At 54.4% G+C, this 17,584-nt stretch carries 19 protein-coding genes; 11 read left to right on the top strand and 8 right to left on the bottom strand.

The features are described from left to right. Positions 1–17: 17 nt before the first annotated feature. Positions 18–386 (bottom strand): inner membrane protein YbjM, encoded by a 369-nt coding sequence (locus tag MX657_RS07530; protein ID WP_088204913.1) that lies wholly within the window; start codon positions 384–386, stop codon positions 18–20. A gap of 279 nt (positions 387–665) precedes the next feature. On the opposite strand from MX657_RS07530, the gene MX657_RS07525 reads away from it, so the two are divergent. Together MX657_RS07525 and MX657_RS07520 are read left to right on the top strand one after the other, a co-directional pair. Next, complete coding sequence (locus tag MX657_RS07525) at positions 666–2,351, top strand: aspartate:alanine antiporter (protein WP_014169303.1); 1,686 nt, start codon at positions 666–668, stop codon at positions 2,349–2,351. A 347-nt stretch (positions 2,352–2,698) separates the two neighbouring features. Beyond that, positions 2,699–4,267: a GmrSD restriction endonuclease domain-containing protein gene (locus MX657_RS07520; RefSeq protein WP_346807912.1), complete on the top strand. Its 1,569-nt coding sequence runs from the start codon at positions 2,699–2,701 to the stop codon at positions 4,265–4,267. Positions 4,268–4,480: 213 nt separating this feature from the next. Here the strand turns inward: MX657_RS07520 and MX657_RS07515 are convergent, their stop codons facing one another. From MX657_RS07515 to MX657_RS07505, 3 genes are all read right to left on the bottom strand, one after another. Further along, positions 4,481–4,639, bottom strand: a complete 159-nt coding sequence (locus tag MX657_RS07515; RefSeq protein WP_346807911.1) for a hypothetical protein — start codon at positions 4,637–4,639, stop codon at positions 4,481–4,483. Positions 4,640–4,928: 289 nt separating this feature from the next. Next, entirely contained in the window at positions 4,929–5,114 is a 186-nt protein-coding gene (locus tag MX657_RS07510) for a hypothetical protein (protein WP_346807909.1), read from the bottom strand. Beyond that, entirely contained in the window at positions 5,077–5,721 is a 645-nt protein-coding gene (locus MX657_RS07505; protein ID WP_217479978.1) for a hypothetical protein, read from the bottom strand. The genes MX657_RS07510 and MX657_RS07505 overlap by 38 nt, the downstream gene beginning before the upstream one ends. Positions 5,722–5,888: 167 nt before the next feature. On the opposite strand from MX657_RS07505, the gene MX657_RS07500 reads away from it, so the two are divergent. Genes MX657_RS07500 through arsC form a run of 3 tightly spaced genes read left to right on the top strand, consistent with a single transcriptional unit; the run spans position 5,889 to position 7,983 of the window. Beyond that, positions 5,889–6,209, top strand: a complete 321-nt coding sequence (locus tag MX657_RS07500) for a metalloregulator ArsR/SmtB family transcription factor (RefSeq protein WP_252002671.1) — start codon at positions 5,889–5,891, stop codon at positions 6,207–6,209. 40 nt (positions 6,210–6,249) lie between these two features. After that, on the top strand, positions 6,250–7,539 hold the full coding sequence (locus MX657_RS07495; protein WP_346807906.1) for an arsenic transporter: 1,290 nt from the start codon (positions 6,250–6,252) through the stop codon (positions 7,537–7,539). 12 nt (positions 7,540–7,551) lie between these two features. Further along, the gene (gene arsC / locus MX657_RS07490; RefSeq protein WP_346807904.1) at positions 7,552–7,983 is read left to right on the top strand and encodes a glutaredoxin-dependent arsenate reductase; all 432 of its coding nucleotides are present in this window, start codon (positions 7,552–7,554) and stop codon (positions 7,981–7,983) included. Positions 7,984–8,003: 20 nt separating this feature from the next. On the opposite strand, the gene MX657_RS07485 is transcribed toward arsC, so the two are convergent. Next, complete coding sequence (locus tag MX657_RS07485) at positions 8,004–8,555, bottom strand: TetR/AcrR family transcriptional regulator (protein WP_217479981.1); 552 nt, start codon at positions 8,553–8,555, stop codon at positions 8,004–8,006. An 81-nt stretch (positions 8,556–8,636) separates the two neighbouring features. Here MX657_RS07485 and MX657_RS07480 point away from each other — a divergent pair, with 81 nt between their 5' ends. Together MX657_RS07480 and MX657_RS07475 are read left to right on the top strand one after the other, a co-directional pair. After that, complete coding sequence (locus MX657_RS07480) at positions 8,637–9,851, top strand: MFS transporter (protein WP_346807902.1); 1,215 nt, start codon at positions 8,637–8,639, stop codon at positions 9,849–9,851. Next, the gene (locus MX657_RS07475; RefSeq protein WP_080327767.1) at positions 9,841–10,653 is read left to right on the top strand and encodes a Cof-type HAD-IIB family hydrolase; all 813 of its coding nucleotides are present in this window, start codon (positions 9,841–9,843) and stop codon (positions 10,651–10,653) included. Before MX657_RS07480 ends, MX657_RS07475 begins: the two co-directional genes overlap by 11 nt. A 55-nt stretch (positions 10,654–10,708) precedes the next feature. Here MX657_RS07475 and MX657_RS07470 read toward each other — a convergent pair whose 3' ends face one another. After that, on the bottom strand, positions 10,709–11,941 hold the full coding sequence (locus MX657_RS07470) for an MFS transporter (RefSeq protein WP_346807900.1): 1,233 nt from the start codon (positions 11,939–11,941) through the stop codon (positions 10,709–10,711). Positions 11,942–12,109: 168 nt separating this feature from the next. Here MX657_RS07470 and MX657_RS07465 point away from each other — a divergent pair, with 168 nt between their 5' ends. The 3 genes from MX657_RS07465 (at position 12,110) to deoR (ending at position 14,279) form a co-directional block, all read left to right on the top strand. Then, complete coding sequence (locus MX657_RS07465; protein ID WP_217479985.1) at positions 12,110–12,838, top strand: phosphatase PAP2 family protein; 729 nt, start codon at positions 12,110–12,112, stop codon at positions 12,836–12,838. Between the two features lie 7 nt (positions 12,839–12,845). Further along, positions 12,846–13,454 carry an undecaprenyl-diphosphate phosphatase gene (ybjG, locus tag MX657_RS07460; protein ID WP_119915018.1) on the top strand — a complete coding sequence of 203 codons (609 nt, stop codon included), beginning with the start codon at positions 12,846–12,848 and terminating at the stop codon, positions 13,452–13,454. Between the two features lie 66 nt (positions 13,455–13,520). Beyond that, complete coding sequence (gene deoR, locus MX657_RS07455; RefSeq protein WP_119915019.1) at positions 13,521–14,279, top strand: DNA-binding transcriptional repressor DeoR; 759 nt, start codon at positions 13,521–13,523, stop codon at positions 14,277–14,279. Positions 14,280–14,341: 62 nt separating this feature from the next. On the opposite strand, the gene dacC is transcribed toward deoR, so the two are convergent. Beyond that, on the bottom strand, positions 14,342–15,547 hold the full coding sequence (gene dacC / locus MX657_RS07450) for a serine-type D-Ala-D-Ala carboxypeptidase (RefSeq protein ID WP_346807897.1): 1,206 nt from the start codon (positions 15,545–15,547) through the stop codon (positions 14,342–14,344). 240 nt (positions 15,548–15,787) lie between these two features. On the opposite strand from dacC, the gene MX657_RS07445 reads away from it, so the two are divergent. Next, positions 15,788–16,414: a glutathione S-transferase family protein gene (locus MX657_RS07445; RefSeq protein ID WP_346807895.1), complete on the top strand. Its 627-nt coding sequence runs from the start codon at positions 15,788–15,790 to the stop codon at positions 16,412–16,414. On the opposite strand, the gene MX657_RS07440 is transcribed toward MX657_RS07445, so the two are convergent. Next, positions 16,415–17,533, bottom strand: a complete 1,119-nt coding sequence (locus MX657_RS07440) for a PQQ-dependent sugar dehydrogenase (RefSeq protein WP_217479989.1) — start codon at positions 17,531–17,533, stop codon at positions 16,415–16,417. It lies immediately after the preceding gene. Positions 17,534–17,584: the final 51 nt, after the last annotated feature.

The raw sequence follows: 17,584 nt of genomic DNA, 5'->3' as shown, positions 1-17,584 counted from the left end.
TCACCGTGAGGGCGTTTTTATTTGCGGTGCCGTCGGTGCTGAACCAGGCTGCGCACAAACAGGTAGCACAGCGCGCCAAGCGCGCACCAGAATACGCCGCTCAGCAACCACGCCAGCTCCTGCCAGAAACTCCGCGTTGAAATATACATCAGGCGCATCATCAGCAGACACAGCGGCGCTGCGAGCATGGCGCCAAGCAGCGGTTTCACCACCTCCCCTTTACGGGAGAGAAAACTGGCGGCAGCCCCCGGCAGCGTGAAGAAGAGCAACCCCAGTTCCGGGTGCCCGGACGCCCTGAACGCGCCCTTCACATTAAATGCGAGCGACATACAAACTACCGTGAACAGCAAAAAACAGCTGATCACCCCCGCCCAGTTTCGTTTCATATTCAAACTATCCTCCTGACTTATCTCTATCAAATACACATTCGTCGGGTAGACGCCCAGTCAGATAAAGCAGTGCGGCAATCCATGCCAAAGTACGCACAGGGTGATGCGATAATCAGTAGCTGTCAGTAGCTAATGCGATTAAACTACACGCCAGCTAATGTTTTAGGGAATAAAGCAGGAAACAGGGAGCGTTAACGCCATTCCCTGACCCAGAAAACAGTAGCCCAAAAAGTCCTTTCATTCAACAACTTACTGGTAAACAAGAAGTTAGCCTCCGTGAATATAAACGTCGCAGACTTGTTAAATGGGAATTACATCCTGTTATTATTTGTGGTACTGGCGCTGGGTCTTTGCCTGGGTAAATTGCGCCTGGGTTCGGTTCAACTCGGTAATTCCATTGGCGTTTTAGTCGTCTCCTTATTATTAGGCCAGCAGCATTTCAGCATTAACACGGACGCGCTGAACTTAGGTTTTATGCTGTTTATTTTTTGCGTTGGCGTAGAAGCGGGACCTAACTTTTTTTCAATTTTCTTCCGCGACGGCAAAAATTATCTGATGCTGGCGCTGGTGATGGTCGGCAGCGCGCTGCTGATCGCGTTAGGGCTGGGCAAACTGTTTGGCTGGGATATCGGGTTAACGGCCGGTATGCTGGCAGGCTCCATGACCTCCACCCCCGTGCTCGTGGGCGCCGGTGATACCCTGCGCCATTCCGGCATGGCGGGCGCACAGCTCTCTACCGCCCTCGACCACCTGAGCCTGGGTTATGCCCTGACCTACCTGATTGGTCTGGTGAGCCTGATCGTTGGCGCGCGCTACCTGCCAAAACTGCAGCACCAGGATCTGCAGACCAGCGCCCAGCAAATCGCCCGCGAGCGCGGCCTGGATACCGATTCCAAACGTAAAGTCTATCTCCCGGTGATCCGCGCCTATCGTGTCGGGCCAGAGCTGGTGGCATGGGCAGACGGCAAAAATCTTCGCGAGCTGGGGATTTACCGCCAGACGGGCTGCTACATCGAACGCATCCGCCGCAACGGCATTCTGGCGAACCCGGATGGCGACGCGGTGTTGCAGATGGGCGACGACATCGCGCTGGTGGGTTACCCGGACGCGCACGCCCGTCTCGACCCGAGCTTCCGTAACGGCAAAGAGGTGTTCGACCGCGACCTGCTCGACATGCGCATCGTCACCGAAGAGATTGTGGTGAAAAACCACAACGCCGTGGGCCGCCGTCTGGCGCAGCTGAAGCTGACCGACCACGGCTGCTTCCTCAACCGCGTGATCCGCAGCCAGATTGAAATGCCTATCGACGACAACGTCGTGCTCAACAAAGGCGACGTTCTGCAGGTCAGCGGCGACGCGCGACGCGTGAAAACCGTTGCCGATCGCATCGGCTTTATCTCCATTCACAGCCAGGTCACCGACCTGCTGGCCTTCTGCGCCTTCTTCATTGTTGGCCTGATGATCGGGATGATCACCTTCCAGTTCAGCAACTTCAGCTTCGGCATCGGTAACGCCGCCGGTCTGCTGTTCGCCGGGATCATGTTGGGCTTCCTGCGTGCCAATCATCCGACCTTCGGCTACATTCCGCAGGGCGCGCTGAACATGGTGAAAGAGTTCGGTCTGATGGTGTTTATGGCGGGCGTCGGCCTGAGCGCGGGCAGCGGCATCGGCCACAGCCTGGGCGCCGTCGGCTGGCAGATGCTGGTGTCCGGCCTTATCGTCAGCCTGGTGCCGGTCGTTATCTGCTTCCTGTTCGGCGCCTACGTGCTGCGCATGAACCGCGCCCTGCTCTTCGGGGCGATGATGGGGGCGCGTACCTGTGCCCCGGCAATGGAAATCATCAGCGATACCGCGCGCAGCAACATCCCGGCGCTGGGGTATGCAGGCACCTACGCTATCGCCAACGTGCTGCTGACGCTGGCGGGTACGCTGATTATCATCATCTGGCCTGGACTCGGATAACTCTTAAGTTTGCGCGTAATGAAAAAATTTTTGTAACGCGCAGAACTTTTTTAGCAGGGGGCAGTCATAACTAGTGCCACTGCTTTTCTTTGATGTCCCCAATTTGTGGAGCCCATCAACCCCGCCGTTTTGGTTCAAGGTTGATGGGTTTTTTGTTGTCTGTTACTTTATCACTTATGGATTAAGTGCTTGCAGCCTCCCCTCCAGTATATGGCGACAATATGGCGACACGGTTTCGCTTATGCTGATTCGATTGTTCTTTGGTCCATACAAAGTGATTGCACAAGCAAATATACACAATGGTTATAGTTTACGAGTTGACCATGTGTACTTACTAAGGATAAGTAATGGAAAATCAAACGATTAGAGAAATTGTTGAAGCAGTTAGCCGTGGGCAAATTCGAATTCCAGCTTTCCAACGCGGCTTCGTGTGGGATCCTGATCGCGTCTCTTTTCTTATAGATAGTATTTATAAAGGATATCCTTTTGGCTCTTTACTGTATTGGAGAACTAGAGAAGCCTTAAGGACAGAGAGAAATTTAGGCCCCTTCACTCTCCCAGAGCCAGCAGCTGACTTTCCAATAGATTATGTGTTAGATGGTCAACAACGAATCACTTCAATTTTTGGTGTCTTCCAAACAGAATTATCAAGAGATGCTGGTAGTGATTGGAAAGATATATATTTTGATTACACCCAAGAAGGAGATGTACAAGAAAGTCAATTTTTGGCTCTTTCCCCAGAAGAAGTAGATCTTACAAAGCATTTCCCGCTCAACTGTTTATTCGCCACTGTTGAGTACAGGCAAAGAACAAGAGATTTACCAGAAGCTATAGCTGTTAAAATAGATGCCATGCAATCCGTTTTTAAAGAGGCTAGAATTCCTGTCCAATCTTTTAGAACAGAAGAAAAAGAAAAAGTTGCTATTATTTTTGAGCGTATCAATAGGCAAGGCATTCCTTTAGATACTCTGCAACTCCTTTCGGCATGGACATGGAGTGAAGATTTTCAATTACAAAGTCAATTTGAAGATCTTATCGAGGAATTAGAAAGCTACGGATTTTCTGAGTTATCAGACAACATCAGTTTATTACTTCGTTGTACAGCAGCAGTACTTGCAAACTCATGTCAGCCTGAGAGTTTAGTCACTTTGAATGGAGCTGTTGTAAGAGAGAGATTTAGTGAAGTCATTAACGGCATAAAGGGAGCACTAGATTTCCTAAAGTCTGAGTTAAAAGTACACTCCATCGATAATCTTCCTTATCAATATATACTTGTTCCATTAGCCACTTTCTTTGCTGTACCTGGCAACCGTGAACACAGCTATACTAATGATCAAAGAAAAATCCTTTCTCGATGGTTTTGGAGAGTCAGTTTTTCTCAACGGTATAGTCATGGCACGATGAGAAACTTGGGCCAAGATATTGAAGAAATTCTCAAATTGAAAAATGGGCAGCCTAGCCATTTGGGTGATTTTACTGTAGCAATTAGTCCAGATAAATTTAAAAAAGAGAAGTTTACATTAAAGACTGTATTAACAAGCACATTCATTCTCATACTAGCAAGACACAATCCGATAAACTTTATTGATGGAACTAATATTGGACTTGAAGAAAAACTTAGAACCTGTAATAGAAGGGAGTTCCATCACTTAACGCCGAAAGCATTTTTAAGAGACAGTGCGCAAAACGCCTATAATGAGAATTGCCTAGCAAACTTCTGCTTCATTTCCAGGGCAAACAATAGATTAATTGGCGGGGAAAGACCAAGTGTTTACAGACAGAAAATGACAGGTGATGTTTCAAAGATTTTAGAATCTCATCTAATTCCAGCGTCTTTATTTAATGACGACTATGAGAAATTTATTGATGAAAGGGCTGAATTACTTGCTAAAATCAGTGAAGAACTCTGCGCTTAGCAGTTAACTTAAACTGTAATTTTGTCATAGTGTTCAGTTGCCTGCACTGTTATTAAATAATTTTATCCGCGCCAGCGCTGGTGGCGCGGTTATAAATCATTCTAAACGTAGTTTTGAAATATAAACACTTAACAAGCAAAACCAAAATTAAGCAAAAAAAATCAATGGGTTAATTGTTATTGACGTATGCATTTATTTCCAACTGGGAAATACTTAATTTTTTTCAGTTCTGGCTTCCCGCAAAGCCGCTAGCATTGACGCGGTCTGGCGGTCTGGTTTGTAGAAAAATAAAACTGAAAAATTTTTATGATCTATAACCGCAGGTGGGTGCGGTGTAGTGCGATTTTTGTCTGCGAAAGATTTTTTTGCCATGCTGTTACGCGCCAGCGCCCTGCTGTGGGTACGATCTACTTCAAGGGTAGCGCTGACTGCCTGAAAGGATAGAACACACCAGAGCGGTGCTGGTTGCGCGTGGTAAAGTCTATTTGTGAGGATAGAGAAGAGACACTCCCGCCAGGGGGATGGGCATAAAAAACCCGCTTGCGCGGGCTCATGTTTTAAATGCTTATTTGCCAATCACCGGAGAGTATTTGCCGTTCAGCGTGTCCGCTTTCGCTCCGGTGCTCCGGATGGCTCCCGCGCTGGTTGTTGAGCCAACAAATCATCCACCTCTGATTTTTGCCGCTCCATACGAAAGCACATAACCAACGATTAATGCACCTATACAGCCAGCCAACTTCAACCATGTACTTTCAAACCAGAAGAAAGACCCCATCGCAAAAATCACAGCCAGAAAGGTGATGGTTCCCTCAATTGCGTGGGACATTAACGATTTTACAAATTTCATTCTGTATTCCTTTGCAATCAAGAGGATGCCCTTCAATAAACACGAGGTAAGGCTCTAGCTGTTGTTCAACGAGGAAGTAGACCATATCCAGGTTCTCTTTTGACACCATGGCGTAAGTAGTCGGATATTTGGTTTGCATCCTTCTTGATGCTCTGGCTGACTCTTCAATAATCCCCTGGAACATCACGACGTTTAACGCTGCTGAAGCACTAAACCGGATAAAATGTTTGTACGCCTGATCAATCGCCAGACGATTCAACATCAGACTCGCGGTTGTCTGTGCCAGTACGATTTGTCCAGCGGTTCGCCCACCAACACTTCCGGCTCCATAACCCAGTTTATTGTTTACAGCCTCTTTACCTTCATCATTGAGTTTTTTATAGAAGGATGTGAAAACAATAGTAATCAGTCTGCGTAAAGGTGACTCAGCATTACCCAGACTTTTGAGCATATAGAAAAAACGCTCCGTCTCAGCCTGGTTTCTTTGTTTAGCGCTATCCCCGGCAAATCCGCTTCCCTCCCAGCTTCTTACAACACCCAGGTAAGCGGTATTTGGTATGGAGGAGATCCCATCGAGAATCCCTAATGCAACCTGTTTAGCGTCCATATCTCATCCTTAGTCATCCTGTCCCGCACAAAGAATAACCAAAGCTCATTAGCGATTCCAGACGATTTTTTCTGTTTAACAGCAGCCTGGTCTCATCCTCTCTTCCATCCCCCACATCAAATATATATGATTTATCGAATATGTATTAACTACTCGCAGGTTTGATCATGCTCCACCCCCTCCAGCTCTTCAAAACCCTCTCCGACGAAACGCGGCTCGCCATCGTCATGCTGCTTCGCGAAGCAGGCGAACTGTGCGTCTGCGATCTCTGCTCCGCGATCTCCGAGTCGCAGCCTAAAGTCTCCCGCCATATGGCGCTGCTGCGCGAGTCCGGGCTGGTTATCGATCGTCGCGAGGGAAAATGGGTCCATTACCGTCTCTCTCCCAACATGCCTGCGTGGGCGGCAGCCGTTATCGACACCAGCTGGAACTGCCTGCGGGAAGAAACGCGCTTGAAGCTGAAAAACCGGCTTCCGGGTTCGTGCTAAACAAAACACATTCACAAAAACAGATATAACGGAGTAAGCGATGTTTCTGGCAGAGGCTATTTTTCTGTTTACGCTGGTACTGGTCATCTGGCAGCCCAGGGGGCTCAGTATCGGCTGGAGCGCGACCATCGGTGCCGTGCTGGCGCTGGTCAGCGGCGTGATTCACATTAACGATATACCTGTGGTGTGGAATATCGTCTGGAACGCCACGGCAACGTTTATCGCCGTCATCATCATCAGCCTGCTGCTGGATGAGTCCGGCTTTTTCAAGTGGGCGGCGCTGCACGTCGCCCGCTGGGGAAATGGTCACGGGCGATTGCTGTTTACGTATATCGTGCTGCTGGGTGCGGCAGTGGCGGCGCTGTTTGCCAATGACGGTGCGGCGCTGATCCTGACGCCAATCGTCATCGCCATGCTGCTGGCGCTGGGTTTCAGCAAGCAGGCCACGCTGGCGTTTGTGATGGCGGCAGGTTTTATCGCCGATACCGCCAGCCTGCCGCTGATTGTGTCGAACCTGGTCAACATCGTGTCGGCAGACTTCTTTAAGCTGGGGTTCAGCGAATACGCCTCGGTGATGATCCCCGTTGATATCGCCGCGATTGCCGCAACGCTGGTGATGCTGCACCTCTTCTTCCGCAAGGAAATTCCTCCGGAATATGACCTGGCGAAACTACATGAGCCCGCGCGGGCCATTCACGATCTCCCAACGTTCAGAACGGGCTGGGTTGTGCTGCTGCTTCTGCTCGTCGGCTTCTTTGTGCTTGAACCTCTCGGCATTCCGGTCAGCGCCATCGCCACCGTCGGCGCGTTGATTTTATTCGCTGTCGCAAAGCGGGGACATGCAATAAACACCGGAAAAGTGCTGCGCGGCGCACCGTGGCAAATTGTTATCTTCTCGCTTGGGATGTATCTGGTGGTGTATGGCCTGCGTAATGCCGGGCTGACGGACTCTCTCACAGGCGTGCTGAATAGCCTGGCCGGGCACGGGCTGTGGGCCACCACGCTGGGAACCGGGTTCATCACCGCGTTCCTGTCATCCATAATGAACAATATGCCCACGGTGCTGATTGGCGCGCTCTCCATTGAGGGCAGCACGGCAACAGGATTGCTCAAGGACGCGATGATTTACGCCAACGTGATTGGCTGCGATCTGGGACCGAAAATCACGCCTATCGGCAGCCTCGCCACCCTGCTCTGGCTCCATGTACTGGCGCAGAAAAACATGACGATTACCTGGGGCTACTATTTCCGGACGGGCATCATCATGACGCTGCCGGTCCTGTTTGTGACGCTCGCCGCGCTGGCGCTACGTCTTTCCTTCACACAGTAATGAGCCACTGATATGAGCCACATCACCATTTATCACAACCCCACCTGCGGCACCTCGCGCAATACGCTGGAGATGATCCGCAACAGCGGCACGGAGCCGGAGATTATCCTCTATCTGGACACCCCGCCGTCGCGCGATAAGCTGACCACCCTGATTGCCGATATGGGCATTTCGGTGCGGGATCTGCTGCGCAAAAACGTGGAGCCGTATGAACAGCTCGGCCTTGCTGAAGATAACTTCACAGACGACCAGCTTATCGACTTCATGCTGCAACACCCGATCCTGATTAACCGTCCGATCGTGGTGACGCCGCTGGGCACCCGCCTCTGCCGCCCGTCTGAAGTCGTCCTCGATATTCTGCCGGACGCGCAGAAAGGAGCGTTTACCAAAGAGGATGGCGAAGCCGTCGTGGACGCCAGCGGGAAAAAAATAGAACGCAGGTAAACTGACAGGGCGAGCGATCCCTAAGGGTTCCCCTCGCCCGCAATTCTCCCCACCATCGCCCGAATTTCCTCCCGGCTTAACGGCTCGCGGTCGGTCACATAGTGCAGCGTCATCCCTTCGATAAACGCGTCCAGCGCGCGGGTGGTGACCGGGTCGAACCACTGCTCCAGCGTGGTCTGGCTCATCTTCATCCAGTCCTGCATCACCGTTTTGAGCGCTGCGCTGCGGTGCATAAAAGCGTAGAGCTGATACATCAGCGCCATGTTGTGCGGCGTGGTCACCTGCGAGCTGTGGATCAGCGTGGTGATGGATTCACACGCCATTTCCGGACCGGTGACACCTGCGAAGAAATCCCGGTACTGCTGCGACATCTGCCGGGTAAACCACGTGAAGGCCTCCTCCAGCAGCGGCTCCATACCGTCGAAATAGTAGGTCATTGACCCCAGCGGCACGCCCGCGCAGCTGGCGATTTTACGGTGCGTGACGGCGTGAATCCCGTGTTCGGCAATGGCGTCCAGCGTCGCCTGAAGAATTTTTTCACGTCGATGCGGATCGTTCGGTGGTCTGCTCATAAATTCCTCATCCGGTTTGTGTACAAATGTACACAAACTTGCTAGTGTTGTCGCTACTGTTGTACTTCTGGTGCTACCCCAATGACGCTGACCTCTCCCCGCAACGCCCTGCGATTACGCATGTGGGCATTGTTTATGTTCTTCTTTATTCCCGGTCTGCTGATGGCCTCCTGGGCCACGCGTACGCCGGCCATTCGCGATATTTTGTCCGTCTCTACCGCGGAGATGGGCATCGTGCTGTTCGGCCTGTCGATTGGCTCCATGAGCGGCATACTCTGCTCCGCGTGGCTGGTGAAGCGCTTTGGCACGCGGGCGGTGATCCGCACCACCATGTGCTGCGCGGTCTTCGGGATGATGGTGCTGAGCGTGGCGCTGTGGTTTGCCTCGCCGGTTCTGTTTGCCATGGGGCTGACGGTATTTGGCGGCAGCTTCGGTTCGGCTGAAGTTGCTATCAACGTTGAAGGAGCGGCGGTAGAGCGCGAGATGAACAAAACCGTGCTGCCGATGATGCACGGCTTTTACAGCCTCGGCACGCTCGCGGGTGCGGGCGTGGGGATGGCGCTGACGGCCTTTGGCATGAGCGCAAATCTGCATATCCTGCTGGCGGCGCTGGTGTGCATCATTCCGATTCTGACCTGCATCCGGGCGATCCCGAACGGTACTGGCAAGAACGCCTCTGATGAACACCATTCGGCCGAAAAAGGGCTGCCCTTCTACCGCGATTTCCAGCTGATGCTGATTGGCGTGGTGGTGCTGGCGATGGCGTTCGCGGAGGGTTCTGCCAACGACTGGCTGCCGCTGCTGATGGTGGACGGCCACGGCTTTAGCCCGACCTCCGGCTCGCTGATTTACGCCGGGTTTACGCTGGGGATGACCGTTGGGCGCTTCACCGGTGGCTGGTTTATCGACCGCTACAGCCGCGTGGCGGTGGTGCGCGCCAGCGCCCTGCTCGGCGGCCTGGGCATTGCGATGATCATCTTTGTGGACGTGGACTGGATTGCCGGAGTCTCGGTGATCCTCTGGGGACTGGGTGCCTCGCTCGGCTTCCCGCTGACTATTTCGGCCGCCAGCGACACCGGCCCGGATGCCCCGACCCGCGTCAGCGTGGTGGCAACCACGGGCTATCTCGCCTTCCTGGTCGGGCCGCCGCTGCTCGGTTTCCTGGGTGAGCACTACGGGCTGCGCAGCGCCATGCTGGTGGTGTTAGGGTTAGTGATTATCGCGGCGCTGGTGGCGCGCGCGGTGGCAAAGCCGGAAACGGAACAAACGTCAATGGAGAAGGGATATGAGCGTTAAACTGATCGCCGTCGACATGGATGGCACATTCCTGAGTGATGCCAAGACCTATAACCGCCCGCGCTTTCTGGCGCAGTATGCGCGCATGAAGGCGCAAGGCATTCGCTTCGTGGTCGCCAGCGGCAACCAGTATTACCAGCTGATCTCCTTTTTCCCGGAGATTGCGCATGAAATTGCGTTCGTCGCCGAAAACGGCGGTTGGGTGGTCGATGCCGGGGAAGATGTGTTCAACGGCGAGCTGACAAAAGAACATTTTGATACCGTCGCGACGGTATTAAACGACGTGCCCGGTATAGAGATTATTGCCTGCGGGAAAGGCAGCGCCTACACGTTAAAAGCCTATGACGATTTGTTCATCGATATCGCGTCAAAATATTATCATCGCCTCGAAAGGGTGCAGGATTTCGACAACCTGAACGACATTTTCTTCAAGTTCGGGCTCAACGTTTCCGATGACGAAATTCCGCGCATTCAGGCGCTGCTGCATGAAAAGCTGAGTGACATCATGGTGCCCGTCACCACCGGTCACGGCAGCATTGACCTGATTATCCCCGGGGTGCATAAGGCTAACGGCCTGCGGATCCTGCAAAAGCGCTGGGGCATCGAGGACAGCGAAGTGGTGGCCTTCGGTGACAGCGGCAACGACGTGGAGATGCTGCGTCAGTCCGGGTTTAGTTTTGCGATGGCCAATGCCAAACCGCATATTAAAGCGGTGGCGCGTTTTGAAGCGCCGCATAATAACGAGGAAGGCGTTTTAAACGTGATTGAGAAGGTGTTGGAGGGAGAAGCGCCGTTTAATTGATAACGTCTGGTGACCTCACCCTAACCCTCTCCCCAAAGGGGAGAGGGAAAAAAGATTATGGTTGCAGGGCGTTGCCGACGCGTTTGTCCTTCAGGAACACCAGCATCAAGCCAACCCACAGCACGCCGTTGGCGAGGTTAAACAGGCTGAACAACCCGTTGCCGCCCATCGCGTAAGCGTGCTTGCTCACTTCAATACCGACGGTAAAAATCAGCATCTGCAGCATGCCCATCGCCGCGGACACCGTACCTTTGCTCATCTCGCTGGCAAACAGCGTCAGGCGCACCAGCCCGGCGTTCGCCACGCCAATCCCGAAGGCATAAATGCTGAGCCCCGCCGTCATCCACAGGTAGGCGTGAGATGACGCAACGGTCGCCACCGCGGCCAGAATCAGCCCTGCCGCAATTGGCCAGCCGCCCATGATAATCAGTGAACGTACGGTACGGCGCGACGTCTGACGGGCCAGCACCAGGTTACCGATAATCAACGCCCCGAAAATCGGCACCTGCAGCAGGCCATATTCGTAGCTGCTGAGCTTTTCACCGCTGATGATAATAACCGGTGACTGCGCGATCCACGCCAGCAGCGGCAGGCTAACGAATCCTGTCGCCAGCGCACCCGCCACAAAGCGGCCATTCTTCAGCACTTCTTTGTAATCCCGACCCAGCTCTTTGAGCGAAAGTTTCTCGCCGATGCGGGTAGCGGTTTCCGGCATCGCGCGGTGCAAACCAAAGAACGCGATGGCGGCGAAAACGGCGAAGAGCACAAACATCCCTTCCCACGGCGCAACGTGCACCCACGCGGCCCCCACCAGCGGCCCGAGCAAGGGGGCGATCAGCGCTACGTTCGCCATCAGCGCGGTGATTTTGATACACACCGCCTCTTCAAACGACTCCTGAATAGCGGCATACCCCACGGCGCCGATAAAGCACAGGCTCACACCCTGCAGGAAGCGCAGCAGAGTAAATTGTTCAATGTTTTGCGCCAGCAGCGTGGCGAGGCAGGTGACGATAAACCACACCACGCCCGTCAGCATCACCGGACGGCGGCCAATACGATCCGACAGCGGGCCTAACAGCCACTGCAAAAACATGCCGCCGGCCAGATAGGCGGTCATGGAGGTTGGTACCCACTCAATTCCCGCGTTGTACTGCTCCACAACGGCCAGCATACCGGGCTGGATCATATCGTTGCCGATATAGGTAGAGAATTCGTAGAGCACCAGACACAGAGGGAAAAGCAACGCCTGACGACCCAGACGTGAACCAGAAGAAGAACGGTTTAACATGCAATCTCTTTATAATGACAAAATCGCGACGAGTGTAATGAAATGCCGCAGCCCGAGATAGTGATTTATCGAGGAGAAACAGAAATAAAGCACATATCGTCTTCGTTTAAGGTTTCCTTAAGTTGACAGATTTATGATAGCGCGATTACTCGTCAATGACCCCTAATTATGGCACTCACTTTCAGCCGTTCAGAATTGTCTAACTTACAGACAAATAAGACAAAACAACTTTACCGCCTACCGTCCCGCTTTTATGGTTATCAGCTTTTGGTGCTGATAGCGCTTGCCGTGGTGTTTACGTGGCTATCGCGCGATGAAGCGCTCGACAGATGGATCACCGGGTTTTGGTATGACGCGGCGACACAGACTTTCCCGCTGCAGAAAGACCACCTGCTGGATCTGCTGAACCATCGTCTGGCGAAGTACATTGCCATTGCCATGGCTGCCGTGGCGCTGCTTTACGGCGCTTATAAACGTAACGCAAGGCTGGTCACCGCCGCGCTGCTGATGGGGCTTGGCGCGCTGGTAGTTGGCGTGCTGAAAAGCATCAGCCACCACAGCTGCCCGTGGGATCTGGTGGAATATGGCGGTAAGGCCGTGTCTTACCCCCTGTTCAGTGCCGTTCCGGCAGACAGCGGCCCGGGGCGCTGTTTCCCTGGTGGTCATTCCTCCAGCGGTTTTATGGTGATGGGGCTGTTTTTTGCCTTCTGGCGCGAGCGTCCGCGTCTCGCCTGGAGCTTTGTGGTCCTTGGCGCGCTTCTGGGTCTGGCGATGGGCTTCGGCCAGGTGATGCGCGGGGCACATTTTTTCTCTCACAACCTGTGGGCCGGGTGGTGGGTCTGGTTTTCCCAGGTGGCGGTCTACGGGCTGGTTTCCACCCGGTTTGCAAAAGAGTGATTACGCTATGCTAGAGAATCTGAATTATCAGCTGTTTTATCTGATCAACGCCACCCCGGCCTCGCCAGAGTGGATGATTGATTTTGCCACCTTTCTGGCGAAAGACCTTATCAGCATCGTGCCTGCGCTGGCCGCCATTCTCTGGCTGTGGGGGCCGCGCAGCCAGGTTAAGGCACAGCGCCAGCTGGTGATCAAAGTCGCGATGGCGCTTGGGGTAAGCGTGCTGGTCAGCTATATTCTCGGCCACGCGTTCCCGCACGATCGTCCTTTTGTCGATCACGTTGGCTATACCTTCCTGCACCACGCGCCGGATGACTCCTTCCCGAGCGATCACGGTACGGTTATCTTCACCTTTGCGCTGGCTTTCCTGTTCTGGCATCGCCTGTGGTCGGGTGCGGTGCTGATGGTGGTCGCGGCGGCGATCGCCTGGTCGCGCGTCTATCTTGGCGTCCACTGGCCGCTGGATATGGTCGGCGGTTTCCTGGTAGGGCTGATTGGCTGCGTGAGCGCGGCTATCCTGTGGAATCTCTTCGGTGAGGCGCTCTACCGGGGGCTCTCTTCGCTGTATCGCGCCATTTTTGCCATCCCGATCCGCAAAGGCTGGATACGTGACTAACCCCAACCGGACAGGTTACACTGAGCCCCCGCCCTGCGGGGGCTCACTTTTTTATCCCGAGGAACTATGGAAACACGTCGCGATGACCGCATTGCTCAGCTGCTACAGGCGCTGAAGCGCAGCGATAAGCTGCATCTTAAGGAAGCCGCCAACCTCCTCGGCGTCTCAGAGATGACCATTCGTCGGGATCTAAACAGCGACAGCGCTCCCGTGGTGCTGTTGGGCGGGTACATCGTCCTTGAGCCGCGCAGCGCCAGCCATTATCTGATCAGCGACCAGAAAACGCGACTGGTGGAAGAGAAGCGCAAAGCCGCACGTCTTGCGGCATCGCTGGTACAGCCACACCAGACGCTGTTTTTTGACTGCGGCACTACCACGCCGTGGATTATCGAAGCCATCGACAGCAGCATCCCCTTTACCGCCGTGTGCTACTCCCTGAACACCTTTCTGGCGCTTCAGGAGAAACCCGAGTGCCGGGTGATCCTCTGCGGCGGCGAGTTTCACGCCAGCAACGCCATCTTTAAGCCGCTTAACCTGCAGGACACGCTCAGCAATCTCTGCCCGGACATCGCGTTTTATTCTGCCGCAGGCGTGAACGTGCGCCAGGGCGCAACCTGCTTTAACCTGGAGGAGCTGCCGGTCAAGCACTGGGCGTTAAACGCCGCGCAGTATCATGTGCTGGTGGTCGATCACAGCAAGTTTGGTAAGGTGCGTTCGGCAAGAATGGGCGAGCTGGCGCAGTTTGACGCTATCGTCAGCGATTGCCGCCCGGACGACGAGATTGTGGCCCATGCAAAGGCGCAGCAGGTGAAGTTGATGTATTAAGAGGGGTGCGGCCTGACGCCCTCACCCCGGCCCTCTCCCACAGGGAGAGGGAGAAAACCGGTTTAACTAAACCAGCTGCCAAACCAGCTATGGAATTTCATCAACACGAAATCCCACATCCGGCTGAAGAAGCCGCCCTCTTCCACCGCTTCCATCACAATCAGCGGACGCTGTTCAATCGACTTACCGTTTAGCTGGAAATCAATCGTCCCGACCACCTGGCCTTTTTTCAGCGGCGCGGTGAGCTGCGGGTCGGTCAGGGTATAGCTGGCCTTCAGGTTTTTCAGCTGACCGCGCGGAATGGTCACCGAGCCTGCTTCACCCGCGCCCAGATTCACCTCGCTCTTGTCTCCAAACCAGACGCGCTGGCTGACGAACGTGGCATCCGGTTTAATCGGCGTCACGGTTTCATAGAAGCGGAAGCCCCAGGTCAGCAGTTTTTCTGACTCGTTAAAGCGGATGCGGTCGGTTTTGGTGCCCAGCACCACCGAGATCAGGCGCATGTCGCCCTGCGTTGCGGAGGCCACCAGGTTGTAGCCCGCGCCCGCCGTGGTGCCGGTCTTCATCCCGTCCACGTTGACGTTGCTGCTCCACAGCAGGCGGTTGCGGTTCGGCTGGCGAATTTTGTTGAAGGTAAACTCTTTCTCTTTGTGGATGGCGTATTCATCCGGCACGTCGTGGATTAGCGCTTTCCCCAGCAGCGCCATGTCGCGCGCGGTGCTGAACTGTCCCGGCGCATCCAGGCCGTGGACAGTTTTGAAGGTGGTGTTGGTTAAGCCGAGTTTCTGCGCATAGCCATTCATCAAACCAATGAAAGAATCCTGACTGCCGGCAACGTAGTCGGCCAGCGCGATACACGCATCATTTCCCGACTGAATGATTACCCCTTTGTTCAGATCGGAGACGGAGACCTGATCGCCAGGCTTCAGGAACATTACCGACGAGCCCCGCAGCGCCGGGTTGCCGGTCGCCCAGGCGTCCTTTCCGATGGTGACCATGTCGTCCAGCTTAATCTTGCCCGCTTTCAACGCCTGGCCGACCACATAGCTGGTCATGATTTTGGTCAGGCTGGCCGGATCGAGTTTCTCATCCGCATTGCCTTCCGCCAGCACTTTACCACTGGAGTAGTCCATCAGGATCCAGGCGCGCGCATCCACCGGGGGCGCTTCGGGCGCAGCCTGTTCCGCTGCGTGGAGTGCTGGTGCAAACAGGAGAAAGAGCGCAGAGCCTGCCGCCAGGCTGCGCAGAGAAGTCATTTTTCGCGTCATAAATGCCACCCGAGTGTCCATTCAAAAATTACGTCACATCACCGTGTCGCAAGAAGCGATGAGTAATAGCGCACTAAAACGGTTAAAGAAACCCAACGAGGGTAAAGTTATTAAAGTTTATGCAATAACATTCATTTACGCTTTGATTCAGGCGATTTTTTTGTCTTCTGTTGCGTAATTGTTAGGTTTATCTCACCATGGCAAAAAGCTGAACCGGATTCACACTCATCAGGAGTAAATATGATTACGCTGTGGGGCAGGAATAATTCGACCAACGTTAAGAAAGTGCTCTGGACGCTGGAGGAACTGGATTTACCGTTCAACCAAATCATGGCTGGCATGTCGTTTGGCGTGAACAAAGAGGCCGACTATCTGGCGATGAACCCGAACGGCCTGGTGCCGCTGTTGCGCGATGATGAAACCGACGCGACGCTTTGGGAGTCCAACACCATTGTGCGTTACCTCGCCGCCCAGTACGGTCTTGGCCGCCTGTGGGTAGAAAACCCGGCGCAGCGCGCGCAGGGTGAGAAATGGATGGACTGGGCGAACCAGACGCTGTCACCCACCCACCGCGTGATCCTGATGGGGCTCGTCAGAACCCCTGAAGCCGAGCGCGACTACCCCGCCATTCATGCCGCTCAGGATGCCTGCGAAAACCTGTTTGCGATGATGGACGATGAGCTGGCGAAGCATAAATGGTTCTCCGGCGATGCATTCGGCGTGGGCGACATTGCCGTGGCGCCGTTTGTCTGGAACCTGACCAACCTCGGCCTGAAATGGACGCCGCGCCCGAACCTTGACCGCTGGCTTAATCAGCTCAGCGAGCGCCCGGCGTACCGTAACGTGGTGATGATCCCGGTCACCTGATTACGCACCGGACGGGCTGACTTTTAACAGTTGCCCGTCCGTTTCGTCGGTCAGGACATACAGATAGCCATCCGGCCCCACCCGCACATCGCGAATACGTTGATTCCGGTCGCCCAGGATTCGCCCGTCTTCCGTCACCTTATTGCCGTCCACGCTCAGTACGATCACGTCCTTTTCCTTCAGCGCCCCAATAAACAGCTTGTTTTTCCACTGTGGGAAAACGTCGCTGTTGTAAAACGCCATGCCGCTGACCGCGGGTGACACTTTCCAGACAAACAGCGGCTTCTCGGTTCCCTCAACGTGTTCGCCTTTGGCTTCCGGAATTTTCAGCCCACTGTAGTTGATGCCGTGCGTCGCCAGCGGCCAACCGTAATTTTTGCCCTTCTCCGGGATGTTGATCTCATCCCCGCCGCGCGGGCCGTGCTCGTTCAGCCACAACGTGTCGCTCCACGGGTTCATCGCCATCCCCTGCGGGTTGCGAATGCCATAAGACCAGATTTCAGGCCGCGCGCCAGAGGTGTTCACAAACGGGTTGTCCGGCGGCACTTTGCCGTCTTCGGTGAGGCGCACCACTTTACCCTGCAACTTATCCAGATCCTGCGCCGTCGGGCGCTGGTTGTTCTCGCCGAGAGCAATAAAAAGAGCGCCTTTGCCGTCAAAGACCATACGTCCGCCGAAATGATTCCCGGTGGAGAGTTTCGGCATCTGGCGGAACACCACCTGGAATCCCTCAATGCGGGAAAGATCGTCGCTCAGGCGGCCATAGCCCACCGCCGTTCCGGCTTTGCCGTCATTCCCCGCTTCGGCGTAGCTCAGCCAGACGCGGCGCGACTTTTCAAAATCCGGTGCCAGCACCACGTCCAGCAGTCCTCCCTGGCCGTTCGCCCAGACCTTCGGCACGCCGACAATCGGATCGGAAAGCCCTTTCCCGGCCTGCCAGCGTTTGAGCTGGCCGCCTCTCAGCGTCACCAGCAACCCTTTATTGTCCGGCAGAAACGCCATCGACCAGGGGTGATCGAGTCGGTTTTGCAGCACCTCGACCTTCACCGCCTCGGGCGCAGCAAGAAGTGAAAACGGAATGAACAAAGCAGGCAGAAAAATCAGCGAGGATCGAGGCATAACGCGCTCCTTTATCGGCATATGGCATAAAGATTAGCCACAAGCTCCGGC

Source organism: Enterobacter chuandaensis (assembly GCF_039718975.1).
Taxonomy (GTDB): domain Bacteria; phylum Pseudomonadota; class Gammaproteobacteria; order Enterobacterales; family Enterobacteriaceae; genus Enterobacter; species Enterobacter chuandaensis.
The sequence above is the reverse complement of the archived record's forward strand: the minus strand, read 5'-3'. Positions and strand labels throughout refer to the sequence as shown.

Bases quoted from the DNA above. Each gene is read 5' to 3' on its own strand.
- MX657_RS07485 (WP_217479981.1), bottom strand. From the start codon at position 8,555: ATGAGCAGACCACCGAACGATCCGCATCGACGTGAAAAAATTCTTCAG.
- MX657_RS07505 (WP_217479978.1), bottom strand. From the start codon at position 5,721: ATGGACGCTAAACAGGTTGCATTAGGGATTCTCGATGGGATCTCCTCC.
- MX657_RS07465 (WP_217479985.1), top strand. From the start codon at position 12,110: ATGGCACTCACTTTCAGCCGTTCAGAATTGTCTAACTTACAGACAAAT.
- MX657_RS07530 (WP_088204913.1), bottom strand. From the start codon at position 386: ATGAAACGAAACTGGGCGGGGGTGATCAGCTGTTTTTTGCTGTTCACG.
- MX657_RS07510 (WP_346807909.1), bottom strand. From the start codon at position 5,114: ATGAAATTTGTAAAATCGTTAATGTCCCACGCAATTGAGGGAACCATC.
- MX657_RS07440 (WP_217479989.1), bottom strand. From the start codon at position 17,533: ATGCCTCGATCCTCGCTGATTTTTCTGCCTGCTTTGTTCATTCCGTTT.
- MX657_RS07515 (WP_346807911.1), bottom strand. From the start codon at position 4,639: ATGGCAAAAAAATCTTTCGCAGACAAAAATCGCACTACACCGCACCCA.
- deoR (WP_119915019.1), top strand. From the start codon at position 13,521: ATGGAAACACGTCGCGATGACCGCATTGCTCAGCTGCTACAGGCGCTG.
- MX657_RS07445 (WP_346807895.1), top strand. From the start codon at position 15,788: ATGATTACGCTGTGGGGCAGGAATAATTCGACCAACGTTAAGAAAGTG.
- MX657_RS07470 (WP_346807900.1), bottom strand. From the start codon at position 11,941: ATGTTAAACCGTTCTTCTTCTGGTTCACGTCTGGGTCGTCAGGCGTTG.
- MX657_RS07520 (WP_346807912.1), top strand. From the start codon at position 2,699: ATGGAAAATCAAACGATTAGAGAAATTGTTGAAGCAGTTAGCCGTGGG.
- MX657_RS07500 (WP_252002671.1), top strand. From the start codon at position 5,889: ATGCTCCACCCCCTCCAGCTCTTCAAAACCCTCTCCGACGAAACGCGG.
- ybjG (WP_119915018.1), top strand. From the start codon at position 12,846: ATGCTAGAGAATCTGAATTATCAGCTGTTTTATCTGATCAACGCCACC.
- MX657_RS07495 (WP_346807906.1), top strand. From the start codon at position 6,250: ATGTTTCTGGCAGAGGCTATTTTTCTGTTTACGCTGGTACTGGTCATC.
- MX657_RS07475 (WP_080327767.1), top strand. From the start codon at position 9,841: ATGAGCGTTAAACTGATCGCCGTCGACATGGATGGCACATTCCTGAGT.
- arsC (WP_346807904.1), top strand. From the start codon at position 7,552: ATGAGCCACATCACCATTTATCACAACCCCACCTGCGGCACCTCGCGC.
- dacC (WP_346807897.1), bottom strand. From the start codon at position 15,547: ATGACGCGAAAAATGACTTCTCTGCGCAGCCTGGCGGCAGGCTCTGCG.
- MX657_RS07480 (WP_346807902.1), top strand. From the start codon at position 8,637: ATGACGCTGACCTCTCCCCGCAACGCCCTGCGATTACGCATGTGGGCA.